This window comes from Pseudomonas orientalis (assembly GCF_022807995.1).
In the GTDB taxonomy this organism is placed as follows: Bacteria; Pseudomonadota; Gammaproteobacteria; order Pseudomonadales; family Pseudomonadaceae; genus Aquipseudomonas; species Aquipseudomonas orientalis_B.
This window is the reverse complement of record NZ_CP094351.1, coordinates 4,567,931-4,586,597: the sequence shown is the minus strand read 5'-3', so window position 1 is coordinate 4,586,597 and position 18,667 is coordinate 4,567,931. Positions and strand designations below refer to the sequence as shown.

17 protein-coding genes are annotated in these 18,667 nt (G+C 59.9%); 12 read left to right on the top strand and 5 right to left on the bottom strand.

All coding sequences use genetic code 11. The features are described 5' to 3' along the window. Nucleotides 1-87 precede the first annotated feature (87 nt). The 3 genes from secA to MRY17_RS20435 all read left to right on the top strand — a co-directional run bounded on the left by secA (nucleotide 88) and on the right by MRY17_RS20435 (nucleotide 5,236). Nucleotides 88-2,823 carry a preprotein translocase subunit SecA gene (gene secA, locus MRY17_RS20445; RefSeq protein WP_181282258.1) on the top strand — a complete coding sequence of 912 codons (2,736 nt, stop codon included), beginning with the start codon at nucleotides 88-90 and terminating at the stop codon, nucleotides 2,821-2,823. Nucleotides 2,824-2,944: 121 nt separating this feature from the next. Beyond that, complete coding sequence (gene argJ / locus MRY17_RS20440) at nucleotides 2,945-4,162, top strand: bifunctional glutamate N-acetyltransferase/amino-acid acetyltransferase ArgJ (RefSeq protein ID WP_181282259.1); 1,218 nt, start codon at nucleotides 2,945-2,947, stop codon at nucleotides 4,160-4,162. A 129-nt stretch (nucleotides 4,163-4,291) separates the two neighbouring features. Continuing rightward, complete coding sequence (locus MRY17_RS20435; RefSeq protein ID WP_181282270.1) at nucleotides 4,292-5,236, top strand: Nudix family hydrolase; 945 nt, start codon at nucleotides 4,292-4,294, stop codon at nucleotides 5,234-5,236. Nucleotides 5,237-5,396: 160 nt separating this feature from the next. Here MRY17_RS20435 and MRY17_RS20430 read toward each other — a convergent pair whose 3' ends face one another. From MRY17_RS20430 to MRY17_RS20420, 3 genes are read right to left on the bottom strand one after another with little or no spacing between them, the layout of a single operon-like run. Beyond that, nucleotides 5,397-5,975: a cob(I)yrinic acid a,c-diamide adenosyltransferase gene (locus MRY17_RS20430; protein WP_065935161.1), complete on the bottom strand. Its 579-nt coding sequence runs from the start codon at nucleotides 5,973-5,975 to the stop codon at nucleotides 5,397-5,399. Between the two features lie 2 nt (nucleotides 5,976-5,977). Next, nucleotides 5,978-8,014, bottom strand: coding sequence for a sensor histidine kinase (locus MRY17_RS20425; protein WP_181282261.1), 2,037 nt, complete (start codon nucleotides 8,012-8,014; stop codon nucleotides 5,978-5,980). Between the two features lie 45 nt (nucleotides 8,015-8,059). Continuing rightward, a complete protein-coding gene (locus MRY17_RS20420) occupies nucleotides 8,060-8,977 on the bottom strand; it encodes a putative 2-dehydropantoate 2-reductase (protein ID WP_243352762.1) in 918 nt (305 codons plus the stop codon). A 121-nt stretch (nucleotides 8,978-9,098) separates the two neighbouring features. Between MRY17_RS20420 and MRY17_RS20415 the strand changes: the two genes are divergently transcribed. Beyond that, nucleotides 9,099-9,584 carry a YajQ family cyclic di-GMP-binding protein gene (locus MRY17_RS20415; RefSeq protein ID WP_003193880.1) on the top strand — a complete coding sequence of 162 codons (486 nt, stop codon included), beginning with the start codon at nucleotides 9,099-9,101 and terminating at the stop codon, nucleotides 9,582-9,584. Nucleotides 9,585-9,720: 136 nt separating this feature from the next. Continuing rightward, nucleotides 9,721-10,563 carry a mechanosensitive ion channel family protein gene (locus MRY17_RS20410; RefSeq protein WP_243352761.1) on the top strand — a complete coding sequence of 281 codons (843 nt, stop codon included), beginning with the start codon at nucleotides 9,721-9,723 and terminating at the stop codon, nucleotides 10,561-10,563. Between the two features lie 189 nt (nucleotides 10,564-10,752). Here the strand turns inward: MRY17_RS20410 and MRY17_RS20405 are convergent, their stop codons facing one another. After that, nucleotides 10,753-12,033: an OprD family porin gene (locus tag MRY17_RS20405; RefSeq protein ID WP_057723848.1), complete on the bottom strand. Its 1,281-nt coding sequence runs from the start codon at nucleotides 12,031-12,033 to the stop codon at nucleotides 10,753-10,755. 734 nt (nucleotides 12,034-12,767) lie between these two features. Between MRY17_RS20405 and MRY17_RS20400 the strand changes: the two genes are divergently transcribed. Both MRY17_RS20400 and MRY17_RS20395 read left to right on the top strand, forming a co-directional pair. After that, a complete protein-coding gene (locus MRY17_RS20400; protein WP_243352760.1) occupies nucleotides 12,768-13,193 on the top strand; it encodes an HIT domain-containing protein in 426 nt (141 codons plus the stop codon). Nucleotides 13,194-13,196: 3 nt separating this feature from the next. Next, nucleotides 13,197-13,403 (top strand): SlyX family protein, encoded by a 207-nt coding sequence (locus tag MRY17_RS20395; protein WP_191956008.1) that lies wholly within the window; start codon nucleotides 13,197-13,199, stop codon nucleotides 13,401-13,403. Between the two features lie 70 nt (nucleotides 13,404-13,473). Here the strand turns inward: MRY17_RS20395 and MRY17_RS26455 are convergent, their stop codons facing one another. Next, nucleotides 13,474-14,076 carry a cold-shock protein gene (locus tag MRY17_RS26455; protein ID WP_191956007.1) on the bottom strand — a complete coding sequence of 201 codons (603 nt, stop codon included), beginning with the start codon at nucleotides 14,074-14,076 and terminating at the stop codon, nucleotides 13,474-13,476. A 429-nt stretch (nucleotides 14,077-14,505) separates the two neighbouring features. On the opposite strand from MRY17_RS26455, the gene MRY17_RS20385 reads away from it, so the two are divergent. The 5 genes from MRY17_RS20385 (at nucleotide 14,506) to MRY17_RS20365 (ending at nucleotide 18,657) form a co-directional block, all read left to right on the top strand. Beyond that, the gene (locus tag MRY17_RS20385; protein WP_003193874.1) at nucleotides 14,506-14,979 is read left to right on the top strand and encodes a Dps family protein; all 474 of its coding nucleotides are present in this window, start codon (nucleotides 14,506-14,508) and stop codon (nucleotides 14,977-14,979) included. 181 nt (nucleotides 14,980-15,160) lie between these two features. Then, a complete protein-coding gene (locus MRY17_RS20380) occupies nucleotides 15,161-15,499 on the top strand; it encodes a ribbon-helix-helix domain-containing protein (protein ID WP_181282267.1) in 339 nt (112 codons plus the stop codon). A 171-nt stretch (nucleotides 15,500-15,670) separates the two neighbouring features. Beyond that, nucleotides 15,671-15,892 carry an FmdB family zinc ribbon protein gene (locus MRY17_RS20375; RefSeq protein WP_003193872.1) on the top strand — a complete coding sequence of 74 codons (222 nt, stop codon included), beginning with the start codon at nucleotides 15,671-15,673 and terminating at the stop codon, nucleotides 15,890-15,892. A gap of 108 nt (nucleotides 15,893-16,000) precedes the next feature. Beyond that, nucleotides 16,001-17,776 carry an aspartate--tRNA ligase gene (gene aspS, locus MRY17_RS20370; protein ID WP_181282268.1) on the top strand — a complete coding sequence of 592 codons (1,776 nt, stop codon included), beginning with the start codon at nucleotides 16,001-16,003 and terminating at the stop codon, nucleotides 17,774-17,776. A 134-nt stretch (nucleotides 17,777-17,910) separates the two neighbouring features. Beyond that, on the top strand, nucleotides 17,911-18,657 hold the full coding sequence (locus MRY17_RS20365) for a YebC/PmpR family DNA-binding transcriptional regulator (protein WP_181282269.1): 747 nt from the start codon (nucleotides 17,911-17,913) through the stop codon (nucleotides 18,655-18,657). Nucleotides 18,658-18,667 lie beyond the last annotated feature (10 nt).

The following is an 18,667-nucleotide window of genomic DNA, read 5'->3' as shown; positions in this document are numbered from 1 at the left end:
AGAATGCGCGTTCGCATGCGGCCGTGAGGGCTGCTCGGGCCACTGACGGTGCGCCCTCCATCCCTATGTGTGGAAGAACCTGCCGATATGTTTGCGCCTTTGTTAAAGAAACTTTTTGGAAGCAAGAATGAGCGCGAAGTCAAACGCATGCTCAAGACGGTGCAGTTGGTCAATGCCTTCGAAGAGCAGATGGTTGCCCTGTCGGACGAGCAATTGCGCGCCAAGACCGAAGAGTTCAAGGCCCGCATAGCCAAAGGTGAAACCCTCGACAAGCTGCTTCCCGAAGCCTTTGCGGTCGCCCGTGAAGCCGGTAAGCGCGTCATGGGCATGCGCCACTTCGACGTCCAACTGATCGGCGGCATGACCTTGCATGAAGGCATGATTGCCGAAATGCGTACCGGTGAAGGCAAGACCCTGGTGGCAACCCTGGGCGTTTACCTCAACGCACTGTCCGGCAAGGGCGTGCACGTTGTGACGGTGAACGACTACCTGGCTCGCCGGGACGCCAACTGGATGCGCCCGCTGTATGAATTCCTCGGCCTGACCGTCGGTGTGGTCACGCCGTTCCAGCCGCCGGAAGAGAAGCGCGCCGCCTACGCCGCCGACATCACCTACGGCACCAACAACGAATTCGGTTTCGACTACCTGCGCGACAACATGGCGTTCAGCATGGAAGAAAAATTCCAGCGCGAACTCAACTTTGCCGTGATCGACGAAGTCGACTCCATCCTCATCGACGAAGCCCGTACCCCGCTGATCATCTCCGGCCAGGCCGAAGACAGCTCGCGCCTGTACACCGAGATCAACAAGTTGATCCCGCGCCTGGAGCAGCACATCGAGGAAGTCGAAGGCGTGGTGACCAAAGAAGGTCACTTCACCATCGACGAGAAGACCCGTCAGGTCGAACTCAACGAAGCCGGTCACCAGTTCGTCGAAGACATGCTGACCCAGATCGGCCTGCTGGCCGAAGGCGAAAGCCTGTACTCGGCGCATAACCTGGGCCTTCTGACCCACGTGTATGCCGGCCTGCGCGCCCACAAGCTGTTCCATCGCAACGTCGAATACATCGTCCAGGACGGCCAGGTCGTTCTGGTCGACGAACACACCGGCCGTACCATGCCCGGTCGTCGTTTGTCCGAAGGCCTGCACCAGGCCATCGAAGCCAAGGAAATGCTCAACATCCAGGCCGAAAGCCAGACGTTGGCGTCCACCACCTTCCAGAACTACTTCCGTCTGTACAACAAACTGTCCGGCATGACCGGTACGGCCGACACCGAAGCGTTCGAATTCCACCAGATCTATGGTCTGTCGGTGGTGGTCATCCCGCCGAACAAGCCGCTGGCGCGTAAAGACTATAACGATCTGGTGTTCCTGACCGCCGAAGAGAAATACGCGGCGATCATCAACGACATCAAGGACGGTATGGCCAAGGGCCGCCCCATCCTGGTGGGTACCGCGACCATCGAGACTTCCGAGCACGTGTCCAACCTGCTCAACAAGGAAGGCATCGAGCACAAGGTGCTCAACGCCAAGTTCCACGAAAAGGAAGCCGAGATCATCGCCCAGGCCGGTCGCCCAGGCGCACTGACCATCGCCACCAACATGGCTGGTCGTGGTACCGACATCCTGTTGGGCGGCAACTGGGAAGTGGAAGTGGCTTCGCTGGACAACCCGACCCCCGAGCAGATCGCCCAGATCAAGGCCGACTGGCAGAAACGCCACCAGGCCGTACTGGAATCCGGTGGTTTGCAGGTGATTGCGTCCGAGCGTCACGAATCGCGCCGTATCGACAACCAGTTGCGTGGTCGTGCCGGTCGCCAGGGTGACGCCGGTTCCAGCCGTTTCTACCTGTCCCTGGAAGACAGCCTGATGCGCATCTTCGCCTCGGACCGCGTGAAGAACTTCATGAAGGCCCTGGGCATGCAGTCCGGCGAAGCGATCGAGCACCGCATGGTGACCAACGCCATCGAGAAGGCACAGCGCAAGGTCGAAGGCCGCAACTTCGACATTCGCAAGCAACTGCTTGAGTTCGATGACGTCAACAACGAACAGCGTAAAGTGATCTATCACATGCGTAACACGTTGCTGGCCGCCGACAACATTGGCGAGACCATTGCCGACTTCCGCCAGGACGTGCTCAACGCGACCGTCAGCGCGCATATCCCGCCGCAGTCGCTGCCTGAGCAGTGGGATGTAGCCGGCCTGGAAGCCGCGTTGAAGAGCGACTTCGGTGTGGACCTGCCGGTCCAGCAGTGGCTGGACGAAGACGATCACCTGTACGAAGAGACGCTGCGCGAGAAGCTGATGAGCGAGCTGCTGGCCGCATACAACGAGAAAGAAGAGCAGGCGAGTGCCGAAGCACTGCGCACCTTCGAGAAGCAGATCGTGCTGCGCGTGCTGGACGACCTGTGGAAAGACCACCTGTCGACCATGGACCACCTGCGCCACGGCATCCACTTGCGTGGCTACGCACAGAAGAACCCGAAGCAGGAGTACAAGCGCGAGTCGTTCACGTTGTTCTCCGAGTTGCTGGATTCGATCAAGCGCGATTCGATTCGCGTGCTGTCCCACGTTCAGGTGCGTCGCGAAGACCCGATCGAGGAAGAGGCACGCCTGCGTCAGGAAGCCGAGGCACTGGCTGCGCGCATGCAGTTCCAGCATGACGAAGCACCTGGCCTGGACGCGCCTGAGGTGTTGGGTGAAGAAGTCGATGTGGCCCTGGCCCAAAGCCCGGTACGCAATGATCAGAAATTGGGCCGCAACGAGCTGTGCTTCTGCGGTTCGGGCAAGAAATACAAACACTGCCACGGCCAGATCGAATAAGATTTTCGCCTGACGCTGCAACATCCTGCGCCGCGACCGGCATCAGCCGTCGCGGCGTTTTGCCATTAATTTACCGTCGACAGTGACGGCACACACATCCTCTCTCTCAAGGAGCGCATACATGGCTGTTGGTCTTGGTCCTTTGCCCACATTGCACCCGGTCGCCGGTTTTGAACTTGGTATCGCTTCGGCCGGTATCAAGCGTCCAGGGCGCAAGGATGTGGTGGTGATGCGCTGCGCCGAAGGCTCGACCGTCGCCGGCGTGTTCACCCTCAACGCTTTTTGCGCTGCACCGGTGATCCTGGCCAAGCAGCGTGTGGCCGGGGCGATTCGTTACCTGCTGACCAACACCGGTAATGCCAACGCCGGTACCGGCGAGCCTGGCCTGGTCGCCGCTGCGCGCACCTGCGCGAAGCTGGCGCAGTTGACCGGCGTAGACGCCAGCCAGGTGCTGCCGTATTCCACCGGCGTGATCGGTGAGCCGCTGCCGGTGGAGAAAATCGAAGGCGCCCTGCAAGCCGCATTGGATGATTTGTCTGAGGATAACTGGGCGGCTGCGGCCACCGGGATCATGACCACCGACACCTTGCCCAAGGGCGCGAGCCGCCAGTTCGTGCACGACGGTGTGACCGTCACCGTGACCGGTATCAGCAAGGGCGCGGGCATGATCCGCCCGAACATGGCCACCATGCTCGGCTATATCGCCACTGACGCCAAAGTCTCCCGCGAAGTGCTGCAGCGCCTGATGCTGGACGGCGCCAACAAGTCGTTCAACCGCATTACCATCGACGGGGACACCTCCACCAACGACTGCTGCATGCTGATCGCCACCGGCCAGGCCAATCTGCCTGAAATCACCTCCACCGAAGGCCCGCTGTTTGCGGCGTTGAAGCAGGCGGTATTCGAAGTGTGCATGGACGTGGCCCAGGCCATCGTGCGAGATGGTGAGGGCGCGACCAAGTTCGTCACCGTTGAGGTCAACGGCGGCGGCAACCATCAGGAATGCCTGGATGTGGGTTACACCGTGGCGCACTCGCCGCTGATCAAGACCGCCTTGTTCGCTTCCGACCCGAACTGGGGCCGCATCCTCGCAGCCGTTGGTCGCGCCGGCGTGCCTGACCTGGACGTGAGCAAGATCGACGTGTTCCTCGGCGACGTGTGCATTGCCAGCCGTGGTGCCCGCGCCGAAACCTACACCGAAGCCCAGGGCTCGGCAGTGATGCAGCAGGAAGAAATCACCATCCGCATCGAGCTGGGTCGCGGCGAGTGCAGCGAAACCATCTGGACCACGGACCTGTCCCACGAGTACGTGAAGATCAACGCGGAATATCGCACCTGAAAGTAGGAGCGAGCTTGCTCGCGAAAAACTCAACGCCACCGCATTCATCCAGGCTGTACGCGTTATCGTTGACGTTCTTCGCGAGCAAGCTCGCTCCTGCAAGGGTTATAACGAGAGGAAGCAGTGGCGGTGAAACGAGTGCATGTAGCAGCAGCGGTGATTCGCGGTGTCGATGGCAGGATCCTGCTGGCACGCCGCGCCGATACTCAGCATCAAGGCGGCCTCTGGGAGTTTCCCGGGGGCAAGGTGGAGGCGGATGAGTCGGTCGCCACGGCCTTGTCTCGCGAGTTGCAGGAAGAGCTGGGCATCCAGGTCACCACGGCGCGGCCGCTGATCAAGGTGCAACATGACTACCCGGACAAACAGGTGTTGCTGGATGTCTGGGAAGTCTCGGCCTTTACCGGCGAGCCCCATGGCGCCGAAGGGCAGCCGTTGGAATGGGTGGCACCGCGGGACCTGGCCAACTATGAATTCCCGGCGGCGAATGCGCCGATTGTCGCTGCGGCACGCTTGCCCGCCGAGTACCTGATCACCCCTGGCGAGCTGGAAACCCCGGCGTTGTTGCGCGGTATCCAGAACGCCATCGCCGGTGGCATCAAGCTGGTTCAACTGCGTGCCCCCAACGGTTACGACCCCAAATACCGTGACCTAGCGGTGGATGCGGTGGGCCTGTGTGCCGGCAAGGCGCAACTGATGATCAAGGGACCGTTCGAATGGCTGGGGGATTTCCCCGCAGCCGGCTGGCATATGACCTCGGCGCAATTGCGCAAATATGCGAGCAAAGGCCGTCCGCTGCCGAAAGACCGTTGGTTGGCGGCCTCTTGCCACAATGCTGAGGAGCTGGCGCTGGCGCACATGATGGACGTGGATTTCGTCACGCTGTCGCCGGTTCAGCCGACCCAGACGCATCCCGATGCCCAGCCGTTGGGTTGGGAGCAGGCGGCCGAGCTGATCCGTGGGTTCAGCAAACCGGTGTTTCTGTTGGGCGGGGTCGGGCCTGCGCAGCGGGAGCAGGCTTGGGCGGCTGGGGCGCAGGGTGTTGCGGGGATTCGGGCGTTTTGGCCTGAGGTTTGATGTTGCTCTGACGGGCCCTATCGGGATGTAGGAGCGAGCTTGCTCGCGAAAAGCGTCAACGATGACGCGAGCTTTCTGAATGGGCGCGGCGCCTGTGAGTTTTTCGCGAGCAAGCTCGCTCCTACACCCCGATGAGGTCCTGCCAGACACCCGAAAAATATCAGTGTGGCTTGGCCGCCGCCTGCCACAACACCTCGGCAACCCCCTGGCGCCTGGCAATTACCCTGGCCGCCACAAACAGCAAATCCGACAACCGATTGATATACGCCAACCCCACCCCCTCCAACGGTTCCAGCGCATTCAAATGCTGACAGCGACGTTCGGCGCTGCGCGCCAGGCTGCGGCACACATGGGCCTGGGCGATCAGCGCTGAACCGCCGGGCAGGATGAAATTCTCCAGCGGCCCCACCTCTTCGTTCCAGCGATCAATGGCCGCTTCCAGCCGGTCCACTTCGGCTGCGGTCAACGCTTTGTACACCGGCATGGCCAGCTCGCCGCCGAGGTCGAACAGTCGATGCTGGCAGGGCGTGAGCACTTCGATCACATCGTTCAATTCGGGATGCTTGCCGCTCTGTTCCTCCAGATTGGCCAACAGCAACCCCAACTGACTGTTCAGCGTATCCACCTCGCCGATGGCCTCCACCCGGGGGTGATCCTTGGGCACGCGGCGGCCGTCGCCGAGGCCGGTTTCGCCCTGGTCGCCGGTGCGGGTGTAGATCTTTGACAGGCGAAAGCCCATGGTCATTGCTCCAGTCGGGTGATTTCTGCGGGGGACAGTTGGCTGCCGGCCAGCGGCAGGCGCAGGGTGAAACACGTGCCCTGGCCGAGGGTCGAGTGCACTTCCATCTGGCCCTTGTGGTTATTGGTAATAATGAAATACGACACCGACAGCCCGAGCCCGGTGCCCTGGCCGATTTCCTTGGTGGTGAAGAACGGCTCGAAGGTGCGTTTGCGCACGTTTTCGCTCATGCCGATGCCATTGTCTTCCACCTGGATTTCGGCCCACGGCGGGTTGAGGCGGGTGCGCAGGATGATGCGCCCCGGTTCGCTGTCGTCCTCACGCAGGTGAATCGCCTGGGCGGCATTTTTCAGCAGGTTGAGCAGCACTTGCTCCAGTTCGTTGGCCGTGCCCGGCACCGGGCCCAGTTGCGGATCGAACTGACGGATGATCGCCTGGCCCTTGAAGTCAAAACCAATGGCCAGGTCGAAATCGTTGCCGGCGATCTCCACGGCCTGGTCGATCAGGGCCGGCAAGTCGCAGGGGGCCATTTGCCGATTGCTGCGTCGGCTGAAGCTGAGCATGTGCGTGACGATCTTCGCTGCGCGTGCACCGGCCTGTTGAATCCCGTCAAGTAATTGCGGCACTTCGCGCGCCTGCAGGTAACGATTGACCGTTTCCAGTTCGATACCCGCCTGTTCGGCGTGTTCCAGGTTCCTGGGCAGGTCGGGTGACAGGCGCCGCCGAATGTTCTGCACGTTGTGCAGAATCGCGCCCAGCGGATTGTTGATTTCATGGGCCATGCCGGCAGCGAGGCCGCCCACCGAGAGCATTTTTTCCGACTGCACCATCATTTCTTCCAGGGACAGGCGCTGGGTGATGTCGTCGATGCGGATCACCACGCCACGCCCGGCACCGCCCATCAACGGGTAGAACGTCAGGGCGTAATGCTTTGGCTCGTCGTCCTTGACCCAGGTGACCCGCTCGATCCGCTCCACCGTGTGCTGTTCCACCGTGGCCTTGATTTGCGGCAGGTACGGCTTGAGCGGTTGGAACGCGAGAAAGATCGGCTGGTTCAGGGCCTCGTCCAGGCGCGTGCCGGAAAGCGCGGTGGCTTCCTGGTTCCACTGGGTGACGTAGAGCTGTTCGTCCAGGGCGATCAGCGCCGAAGGCATCGAGTCGATAATGCTGTTGAGGTAATTCTGAAAACCGGTGAGCTTTTTCTCGATCTTGCTGCGCACCTGGACTTCCAGTTCCAGCTTGCGGTTGGTATGACGGGTTTCTTCGGCCAGGCCCTGGGCCTGGTCGTAGGCGGCCTGGGAATCGTCCCGTGCGCGTTTGAGCTGCTGTTCACGGGCCTCGATGCGCGACAGCATGGTGTTGAACGCTTCCGCCAGGCTGCCGATTTCGTCGTGGTTGCCGGGGCCTGCGCGCAGGGCGTAGTTCTCTTCGCGAGTCACTTGGCGCGACAGTTCTTCGAGCTCATGGATGGGACGGGTGATCAGGCGTTTGATCTGCCGGGCAATCACCAGCCACAGCAAGACGCTGAAAATCAGGATGCCCAGGCTCGCGGTCAGGGTGCCGGTATAGAAAGCCACCGGTAGCTCGCTGCTGGCCACCAGCAACAGATGCCCTGAAGGCTGGCCGGGGCGGGGCAGGGTGATGATTTGGTTGCTGCGAAACTCGGTGAGCCGCCAGGCTTCGACATGCCGGTAATTGTCCGGCAGGTGCAGGCGGTCGCCGTGTTGCATCTGCGCCAGACGATTGCCCTCTGCGTCGTACAGGGCGGCGGCGCGCAAGGGTGAGTAGCTGGTCAGTTCATTGAGCAGCGCGTTGGCCTTGGCCGGGGATTGAAGGGCCTCGGCGGCGAGTGCCGGGTTGGACACCAGCCGACCGATGGCTTGCAACGCCTGGGGCGCCATGCTTTCCTGGGAGATCCAGTAGGCGGCACTGATAAAGGTCAGGTTGGCCACCAGCAACACGGTGGTCAGCAGTACCAGCAGGGCGGCCAGCAGTTTCTGCCCTACCGGTAAGTTTTCAAGACGCTGGCGCAGTGGCATCAGGTTTTTCGCAGGCAATAGACATAAGGCAGGGTAGCGCGTGCTTCAGTCGCGGGGCAATCGGCGTGCAACCAACTGCTCGACCAAACGCGCCTGCACCTGCTGAAGATGGGGCAGCACCCTTTGATGACGGGCGGCCGCCTGGCAGGCGTAGCCCAATAAGTAGCTGATCTCGGTACGCCGCGCGTTGGCCACGTCCTGGTACATGGATGAGTAGTTGGCCGCAGTGGCCTGGATCACCCGTTGCACTTCACTGTGCAAATCCAGTGCAGCCGCAGGCTGGCCGCAGCATTCCAGCAGTTCGGTCAATTCAGCGCACAAGGTGGCGACTTCGCATTGATGAGCCTGCAGGCCTCCGTTGCGGCATTGGTAGAGCACGGTCAGCGGGTTGATCGCGCAATTGAGCGCCAGCTTGCGCCACAGGCGCGTAAGGATGTCGGTGCTCCATTCATGGGGAATGGCGGCGGCCTGCAAGTCGTCCAGCCACAGCGGCGCCGTAGGGCGAGCCACGTCCCCCAGCCAGGTGTAGCCGTGGCCGGCAAATACCACGCGCCACTCGCCATCGCGAAACGCGCCTTCGGTGCTGGAGGCAAAGATACAACGCGCCTGCGGCAACTGGGCGGCCACCGCATCCTGGCTGCCGAGGCCGTTTTGCAGCAGGATCAGTTCCGCGTCGGGTACCAGGCGATGTTGCAACTGGGCGACGGCGCTTTGGGCATCGTAGGCTTTGCACGCCACCAGCAGGCGATGGATCGGCTCCGGACTGTCGGGTGTTTCGCCGGTTACCCGGTAGGTGTGCGCAATGCCGTGTTCAACCAGGGTCAGGCCCGCGCCCGACGCATAGCTGGCAAGGCGCGCCTGATCGCGCAGGATCAACCGTACCGGCACGCCCGCTCGCGCCAACCGCGTAGCCCAGAGGGTGCCCAGGCTACCGGCGCCGAGAATATGCCAGGTGGTCGACATCAGTGTGCTCCAGAGGGTTGCCAGCGGTGAATGCGGCGAAAGAACCGCTATAATGCCCCGGCATTTTAGCTTGGGCGCGCTCCATCTCTACTGAGCCCGCCCCTTATATTGGAGAAATGACATGCCTTCGTTCGACGTGGTATCCGAACTGGACAAACACGAAGTCACCAACGCCGTCGAAAACGCCGTCAAGGAACTGGACCGTCGCTATGACTTGAAAGGCAAGGGCAGCTTCGAATTCAAGGAAAAGGAACTGACCGTCAACCTGACCGCTGAAGCCGATTTCCAGCTGGAAGCGATGATCGAAATCCTCAAACTGGCTCTGGTCAAGCGCAAGATCGACGTGCAGTGCCTTGAAGTCAAGGACGCTTACGCCTCCGGCAAGCTGATGAAGCAGGAAGCCGTGCTCAAGGAAGGCATCGATAAGGAGCTGGCGAAGAAAATCGTTGCGCACATCAAGGATGCCAAGCTGAAAGTCCAGGCGGCCATCCAGGGTGAACAGGTGCGTGTCACCGGCAAGAAGCGTGATGACCTGCAAGAGGCCATCGCGGCCCTGCGCGCCAAGACCTTCGACATGCCATTGCAGTTCAATAACTTCCGCGACTGATGGCACATTGCGGAACCTGTGGCCGTTTTTGACGTCCCACGCCGCAGCAACAGTGCCTACACTTGAGCCCTACGGGGCTCATTTGCGTTTTCAGGCAGTCAATAAAGCCGCATATCCGCACCACAGGAGAAGATAGATGGATTTGAACGCTGAAGTGGATCATTTGATCAAGACCTCGCAGTCCTGGATCCCGATGATCATGGAATACGGCAGCCGGGTACTGCTGGCCGTTATCACCCTGGCCATCGGCTGGTGGCTGATCAACGTATTGACCCGGCGAGTAGGGCGTTTGCTGGCCTTGCGTAACGCGGACATGGCGCTGCAACACTTTATTACCAGCTTGGCGAACATCGCGCTCAAAGTCATGCTCGTGGTCAACGTGGCTTCGATGATCGGTGTGGCGACCACCTCGTTCGTCGCCGCAATCGGCGCTGCCACGCTGGCTATTGGCCTGGCATTGCAAGGCAGCCTGGCGAATTTTGCCGGTGGCGTGCTGATTCTGTTGTTCCGTCCGTTCCGTATTGGTGACTGGATCGAGGCCCAGGGCACGTCGGGTACCGTCGACAGCATTCAGATTTTCCACACCGTATTGCGCACCGGCGACAACAAGACCGTGATTATCCCCAATGGCAGCCTGTCCAACGGCATCATCACCAACACCAACCGTCAGCCTACTCGCAAGGTGGTATTCGACGTAGGTGTTGACTACGAAGCCGACCTGCAGAAGGCCCGCGAAGTGCTGCTGGAATTGGCCAGGGACCCACGCGTACTGGCAGACCCTGCGGCTGTAGCGGTGGTTTCGACATTGGGCGACAGTTCAATCACCGTTTCCCTGCGCTGCTGGACCAAAACCGCGGACTATTGGGATGTAATATTTATGCTTAATGAGCTGGCCCGTGATCGCTTGAAGGCAGCGGGAATTGATATCCCATTTCCGCAGCGTGTTATTCGGGTGATGCAGGAAACGGCAGCGAAGTAATACTGAGTGTTGGGTTTAACTTGGCCGAAAGGTCAGGTTAGATCGGGTAGATGAATATAGTTACTTAGCTTGCTAGTTACTTCTTCGTTGAAATATAACTGCAATAAAAAAGCCGCTCCCTTGCAAACAGGGGAGCGGCTTTTTATTCAAGGTCGAAACCTTAAGTCATCGTTGTAACAGCTCGCGCAATTACAGGATGTTCAGCGGATAGTTCGCGATCAGACGCAGTTCGTCGATCGACGGCGAACCGTAGTAAACGCCATCACCGGAACGATAGGTTGCTTGACGCAGACGCAGGCTGAGGTTTTTAGCCGGGCCGCTCTGGATCACGTACTTGGCTTCGATGTCGCGTTCCCACTCTTTACCGTTGCTGGTGGTGGCCGTGTTGGCGCCGCTACCGGTGACGTAGCGGGTCATGAAGCTCAGGCCGGGAATGCCGAAGGTCGCCATGTTGATGTCGTAACGTGCCTGGTAGGACTTCTCGCCTTCGGCGTTGAAGTCGGAACGGGCGATGGAGTTGGCCAGGAACACGGTGCCGCCGCCATCTACGCCGTAGCCGTAGTCGCCGTCGCCGGTAACCTTCTGGGCCGCCAGGGTAAAGGTGTGAGCGCCGATGGTGTACGCACCCTGCAAGCTGAATGCGCGGTTGTCGAGCTTGGTCACGCCATCTTTCTCGGCGCGCTGCAGGCCGGCACCATCGCTCTTGGTGTCGTAGATGTTGAAGTCCAGCGCGAAGGACTGGTCATCGCTCAGGGCGTGGGTCCAGTTCAGGTTGCTGTAGTACTTGCGGAAGTAGTCTTCGGTTTTCGCGTAGTACAGGCTGCCGGTGACTTCCGGGGTGAAGGCATAGACGCCGCCGACAAAGTCGGTCTTGGTCAGGCCCAGGCTGTCGTGGTAGGTCTGGTTTTGCGCGACGCTGGACGTGAAGTGACCGCCTTCGAGCTTCAGGCCCTTGATCTCGTTGCTGGTGATCGAGATACCTTGTGGCAGTTCAGGCAGCAGACGGCTGTCATCGGAAGCGAATACAGGCGCTGTGGTGTACTGGTCACCGATTTTCAGCACGGTATTGGAGATGCGGAACTTAACCGCGCCACCGCCCTTGGAGTACTCGTCCTGCGAGCGACCGTCGGAACCGGTAGGGAACAGACCGGTGCCGGCGCGGCCCTTGCCGCTGTCGAGCTTGAGGCCCATCAGGCCGATCACGTCAACACCGACACCCACGGTGCCCTGGGTGAAGCCCGATTCGTACAAGGCGTTGAAGCCCAGGCCGCTTTCTTCGGCACGGCTCTTGGAGCCCGGGCCCGACGGGTTGTTACGGAAGTCGCGGCTGAAGTACAGAGCGCGAGTATTGATGCTGAACGTGCTGTCTTCAACAAAGCCCTTGGAATCGTCCTGGGCGGACGCCATTGCGAACTGCGAGGTGCCTGCTGAAACAGCCAGGGCGATCATGCTCCACTTCATCACGCGCATCGTGATTTGCTCCTTTGATTTTAGGAAGAGTACTGCCGTCCCACCTGTATTTTTATCTGGGCGGCTCTTTCTTTATTGTGTCGGCGCAAAGTTAGCTCACACCGGCGCTGTTGACGATACTTACCCAACTATCCTTTCAGCTTCTTTACGAGGCTGTCGTAAATTGCTAGCTCCGTGTCGCAAATCACAGCCCGGCGATGACCGGGCTGACAACTTCAATGCTCTTTTCAGACTTGCTGAAAGTTTGAAATCCATCCCTGGTGCACATTGAAACGCTACTGTTGCCTATCGCGAAACCCTGGCATCCACCCAGGTGTCGTTGCCGACGATAGTGAGGTGAATGCAACAAGCGTGCACAAAGCGCTGATCGAATGTCATTTTTTCGTGAAAAACGTTACGGCCGTGTAAAAACCGCATAAACACGGGCTTTTTAAACCGACTGGTTCTCGCTTGACGCGCGTGTGTTACCCCCATTCGGTGGTCTACAAAGCCTGCACCTGAGCAAAACGTTACCGATTGACCCTCCAAGTGGGTAGCGGATGGATCGCTTTGAGGCATGGCTGGGTCATTTTGGTGCACCTCTCTGGAGCCCGACTTAGCTTGGTTCAAGCGTTTCGCTGCCTCGAAAGGGTGCAAGCAGGCAGTCCATTTGCCTCAAGGCGCATTCACCGTGAAGCCTTGAGCATTCGGCGTTATGCTGGCGCCTGAATTGACTTGCCGAACGGAGTGCCTACGTGTTCGCTTTAGATCAACGCCTGCAACAAGACACTTTGGTCATCGGAGACTTTCCGCTCTGTCGCCTGCTGCTATCCAATGATTCGAATTACCCCTGGTTCATCCTGGTGCCGCGCATCAACGCTATCAGCGAAGTGTTTCAACTGGATGTCGCCGATCAACAGAGCTTGTGGCAGGAAACGACCACCCTCGCACAGCTGCTGAACGACGGCCTGACCGCCGACAAGATGAACATCGGCGCGCTGGGTAATGTCGTCAGCCAGTTGCATGTGCATGTGATCGTGCGCAAACGCGATGACGCAGCCTGGCCGGCGCCGGTGTGGGGCAAGCATCCGGCCCGCCCCTACAGCCCGGAGCAGGTGGCGGCGATCCGCAGTCGACTGCGTGAATTACTGCCTGCCAACTTCATTTTTATCCAGGACTGAACCATGGACCTGCAAGCTCGCGTCACCGATCTGGAAAGCCGTCTGGCCTTCCAGGACGACACCATCGAAACCCTCAACGACATTCTGGTCGCCCAGCAGCAAGCCGTAGAGCGCCTGCAACTGCAGATGAACGCATTGCTCAAGCGCCAGGAAGAGATGGGCGGCCAGTTTGAAACCTCGGAAGAAGAAGCACCGCCGCCGCACTATTGAATGAGCGTGCAATAAAAAACCGCGATCCAGCCTGCGCCGGATCGCGGTTTTTTTGCAGCGCAGGCTGGAGTCAGCGACGCGGCAGGGCAGCGATTACATCTTCAGCTTGCAGGCCTTTGTCGCGGTTCATCACCGAGAATTCCACGCGCTGGCCTTCGACCAGAACGCGGTGCCCTTCACCGCGGATAGCCCGGAAGTGGACGAAAATATCGTCACCCGAGTCGCGCGAAATAAAGCCGAAGCCTTTGGAGGTGTTGAACCACTTGACGGTCCCGGTATCCCGGTTGGTCATGTCGTAGTTTTGCGACGCGGCCGCCGGGGATGAGCGGTAGAAGCTGATGGCCAAGTGAAGAACGATGGCGACCACAGCAATCACCAGGCTGAGCAGGATGGCCGGATGGCCGCCCACTTCAGGCATGGGTGCCAGCAGGGTGAGGGTTTGAACGACTACAGTCAGTACCAGCAGCGCGCTGACCAGGTTTTGCAGTTGATGACGCGTGCCTTTGTTCCAGTAAGGGATTACCGGTGCCAGCGTCAGGTTGAGAAGGCCGAACAAGGCCAGGTATAGAGCGTCGTATTGTTGCAGGTAGGGCAGGCTTTCAGGCTGCAGGCTCGGGATAAAGGACAGCAGCAACGCTGCAACGCCCGTTAGCAGGTGGACGATTTTCAACATTTTGATTAACTCACGTTAAGACGGATCACAAGGAAGAGCTGACTGGCACGGGTCGCTTCTGAACAATGGGAGGCGTTGAGCACGTGCGCGGGTATCAGCCTATGTGACGTGCCGCAGAAATGAACGGCAGCCACACGGCGCCTATTTAACAGCAAAGGCTGTGCCTACTCAAATCAAGCATTTCGGGGTGTTGCAATCGCGGCGGCATTTTTGCGCCGGAGGCTTGTCCTAGAGGGGTGCAGGTAATCTGGGCGGCCTTTCGAGCGTTTTTCCTACAGGACAACAGGCTCACCGGCCGCTGCCTCGCAAGCGGTGCGGGGCGATTTGCCGCACATCGCCTGGATATGCCGGGCTGCACGTAGCCTGCACTCTTGCTAGAGTGGTCCTGCACCTGATCAATGTAATGCTCATCAATTGAAGGGGAAAAACATGGCAATCGATATTGGTATCAGTGAAGAAGACCGTAAGTCCATCGTCGACGGACTTTCACGGCTGCTGTCCGATACCTACGTACTGTATCTGAAGACCCACAACTTCCATTGGAACGTCACGGGTCCCATGTTTCGTACGCTGCACCTGATGTTCGAGGAGCAGTACAACGAACTGGCGCTGGCGGTGGATTCCATTGCCGAGCGTATCCGTGCCCTGGGCTTCCCGGCGCCGGGTGCCTACTCGATCTACGCCCGTCTGTCTTCGATCAAGGAAGAAGAGGGCGTGCCGAGCGCTGAAGAGATGATCAAGCAACTGGTGGCCGGCCAAGAGGCCGTCACTCGTACCGCGCGTGGCATTTTCCCACTGCTCGACAAAGTCAGCGATGAGCCGACGGCGGACCTGTTGACCCAGCGTATGCAAGTGCACGAAAAAACCGCCTGGATGCTGCGCTCGTTGCTCGAAAACCAGTAATCGTTGAACCGGGTGGCGTCTGCAGGGCGCCACTCGCTGGTTTCCCTGCGCTTGCTGGCGTTGTCCTACGACGCCCAGCTCCCGCGTCTTCTGGCTGCTCGTCGCTTCCTGCTGTTTTATAGGCCTACCGTCCAATGGGAGAAACCCATGGACTGCTGTTTGGCAAGGGAGTGTCAGGTGTATGTCATGTGGAGTGGGTAAGGGCGTGGAAACCGCTGGTTTTCACAAGATAAAGGTCGACCCCTTCGCGAAAGGGTTCGACATGGGGCTGGCCAAACCCTTATCCCGGTCGGTGCGCCTCAATGGGTTTTCCACGTGCCTGCGGCTTGAACAGATCTATTGGAATATCCTCACGGAAATAGCCAGGATCAACACCTGCTCGGTCAGTGCGCTGTTGTCCTATGTCGATCGCGAAGTACATTTGCGTTATGGCGGCGTGAAAAACTTCAGCGGGCTGGTGCGGGTGGTGTGCGTGGTTCACTTGTTGAAAGATCGCCTTGGCGCGTCCGGGCCGGTGTGAGTGGATGGCTCCAGGGCCCGGTCCTTCCTTCTGGCGGGCCGGGCCTCGGGCAGAAAGCCGGCTGCGCTGCCTCGATTTACCAGATATAATCCCGCGCTTTGCTGCGCATGCCGGGCTTTATGCACAACGGCAGGGCGTGGCGCAGTACGATCTGATCGCCGAGACATCCCCATGCCCATGTACGACTATCAATGTGCTTCCTGTGGTCATCAGTTGGAAGCCATTCAGAAGATCAGCGCCGCGCCGTTGGTCGATTGCCCAGCCTGCCAGGCACCTGAGTTGAAAAAGATGTTGTCCATGCCGGGCTTCCGCCTGAGCGGCAGCGGCTGGTACGAGACCGATTTCAAGACCGGCGCCAAGAAGAACCTGGCGGGCGGCGACAAAGCAGACTGAGTTGAACTCTACGCGCAGGCTCCTGCATTATCCGTCCCCTGCTTTAATGTACGGTGACGCGGCAGGCCTGCCACCGAATTTCGAATTACGAGAAGTGAAACCACTACCATGATGCGCAGCCACTATTGCGGCCAACTGAACGAGACCCTGGAAGGTCAGGAAATCACCCTTTGCGGATGGGTTCACCGTCGCCGCGACCACGGCGGGGTGATCTTCCTCGATATCCGTGATCGTGACGGTCTGGCCCAGGTAGTGTTCGATCCGGACCGCGCCGAAAGTTTCGCCGCCGCCGACCGCGTGCGCAGCGAGTACGTTGTGAAGATCACCGGCAAGGTGCGCCTGCGCCCGGCCGGTGCGGTGAACAAGAACATGGCGTCCGGTGGCATCGAAGTGCTGGGCTATGAACTGGAAGTGCTGAACGAGTCGGAAACTCCGCCGTTCCCGCTCAACGAATATTCCGACGTTGGCGAGGAAACTCGCCTGCGCTACCGCTTCCTGGACCTGCGTCGCCCGGAAATGGCCGAGAAGCTGCGTCTGCGCTCGCGCATGACCACCAGCATCCGCCGTTTCCTCGACGAGAACGGCTTCCTCGATGTTGAAACACCAATCCTCACCCGTGCAACGCCGGAAGGTGCGCGTGACTACCTGGTGCCGAGCCGTACCCACGCCGGTTCGTTCTTCGCGCTGCCGCAATCGCCGCAGCTGTTCAAGCAACTGCTGATGGTGGCCGGCTTCGACCGTTACTACCAGATCGCCAAATGCTTCCGTGACGAAGACCTGCGCGCCGACCGCCAGCCGGAATTCACCCAGATCGACATCGAGACCAGCTTCCTCGATGAAACAGAGATCATGGGCCTCACCGAACAAATGATCCGCAACCTGTTCAAGGAAGTGCTGGACCTGGAGTTCGGCGACTTCCCGCACATGACCTTCGAAGAAGCCATGCGCCGCTACGGTTCCGACAAGCCGGACCTGCGTAACCCGCTGGAACTGGTGGACGTGGCCGACCAGCTCAAGGACGTCGACTTCAAGGTGTTCAGCGGCCCGGCCAACGACCCGAAATGCCGCATCGCCGCCCTGCGCGTGCCAGGCGGCGCGAGCATGCCGCGCAAGCAGATCGACGACTACACCAAGTTCGTCGGCATCTACGGCGCCAAGGGCCTGGCGTACATCAAGGTCAACGAGCGCGCCAACGGTGTTGATGGCCTGCAATCGCCGATCGTGAAAAACATCCCGCTGGACAACTTGAACGAAATCCTCGATCGCGTTGGTGCGGTCGATGGCGACATCGTGTTCTTCGGTGCCGACAAGGCCAAGATCGTCAGCGAGGCCCTGGGCGCGCTGCGCATCAAGCTCGGTCACGACCTGAACCTGCTGACCTGCGAATGGGCGCCGATGTGGGTTGTCGACTTCCCGATGTTCGAAGAAAACGACGACGGCAGCTTCAGCGCCTTGCACCACCCGTTCACCGCGCCGAAGTGCTCCCCGGCCGAGCTGGAAGCCAACCCGGCCGGCGCGCTGTCCCGCGCCTACGACATGGTGCTCAACGGCACCGAGTTGGGCGGCGGTTCGATCCGTATCCACCGCAAGGAGATGCAACAAGCGGTGTTCCGTCTGCTGGGCATCAACGAAGCGGAACAGGAAGAGAAATTCGGCTTCCTGCTCGACGCGCTCAAATACGGTGCGCCGCCCCACGGTGGTTTGGCGTTCGGCCTGGACCGTCTGGTGATGCTGATGACCGGCGCCCAGTCGATCCGTGAAGTGATCGCCTTCCCGAAAACCCAGAGCGCTGCGGACGTCATGACCCAGGCACCGGGTGTGGTGGATGCCAAGGCATTGCGCGAACTGCACATTCGCCTGCGCGAGACGCCGAAGGCTGAGTAAGGCTGCTGCGTGAAAGCGCGATAAGGTTGTAAGCAGTCAAAAGGCGCATCTTCGGATGCGCCTTTGCGTTTGAAAGAGGGAAATCTCGCCGGGGGCGGGATTGATAAGGTTTCTAGAGAATTCGGAGTTGTGTTATGGCTGGCCATTCCAAGTGGGCGAACATCAAGCACCGCAAAGAGCGTCAGGATGCCAAGAAAGGCAAGATCTTCACCAAGTGGATCCGCGAACTGACCGTCGCCGCCCGCCAGGGTGGCGGTGATCCGGGCTCCAACCCGCGCCTGCGCCTGGCGCTGGACAAGGCGCTCGGCGCCAACATGAGCCGCGATATCATCGACCGCGCCGTCGCCCGTGGGGCCGGTGCCGCCGATACGGATGACATGGTCGAATTGACCTACGAAGGCTACGGCCCGGGCGGCGTGGCGGTGATGGTCGAGTGCATGACCGACAACCGCAACCGTACCGCCGCGGCGGTGCGCCATGCGTTCAGCAAGTGCGGCGGCAACCTGGGAACCGACGGTTCGGTGGCCTACCTGTTCGAGCGCAAGGGGCAGATTACCTTCGCACCGGGCACGGACGAGGACGCGCTGATGGAAGCCGCTATGGAGGCGGACGCCGACGACGTGGTGACCAACGAAGATGGCTCCATCGACGTGTTCACCTCGTTTGCCAGCTTCTACGCAGTGCGCAACGCTCTTGAGGCTGCCGGTTTCAGCGGTACTGATGCGGAAATCGTGATGCTGCCGACCACGAGTGCCGAACTCGACCTGGACGGTGCGCAGAAAGTACTGAAGCTGCTGGACATGCTGGAAGACCTGGATGATGTGCAGAATGTGTATTCCAACGCCGACATCCCCGAGTCCGTGGCTGAACAGCTAGTCTAAAAAACGATGA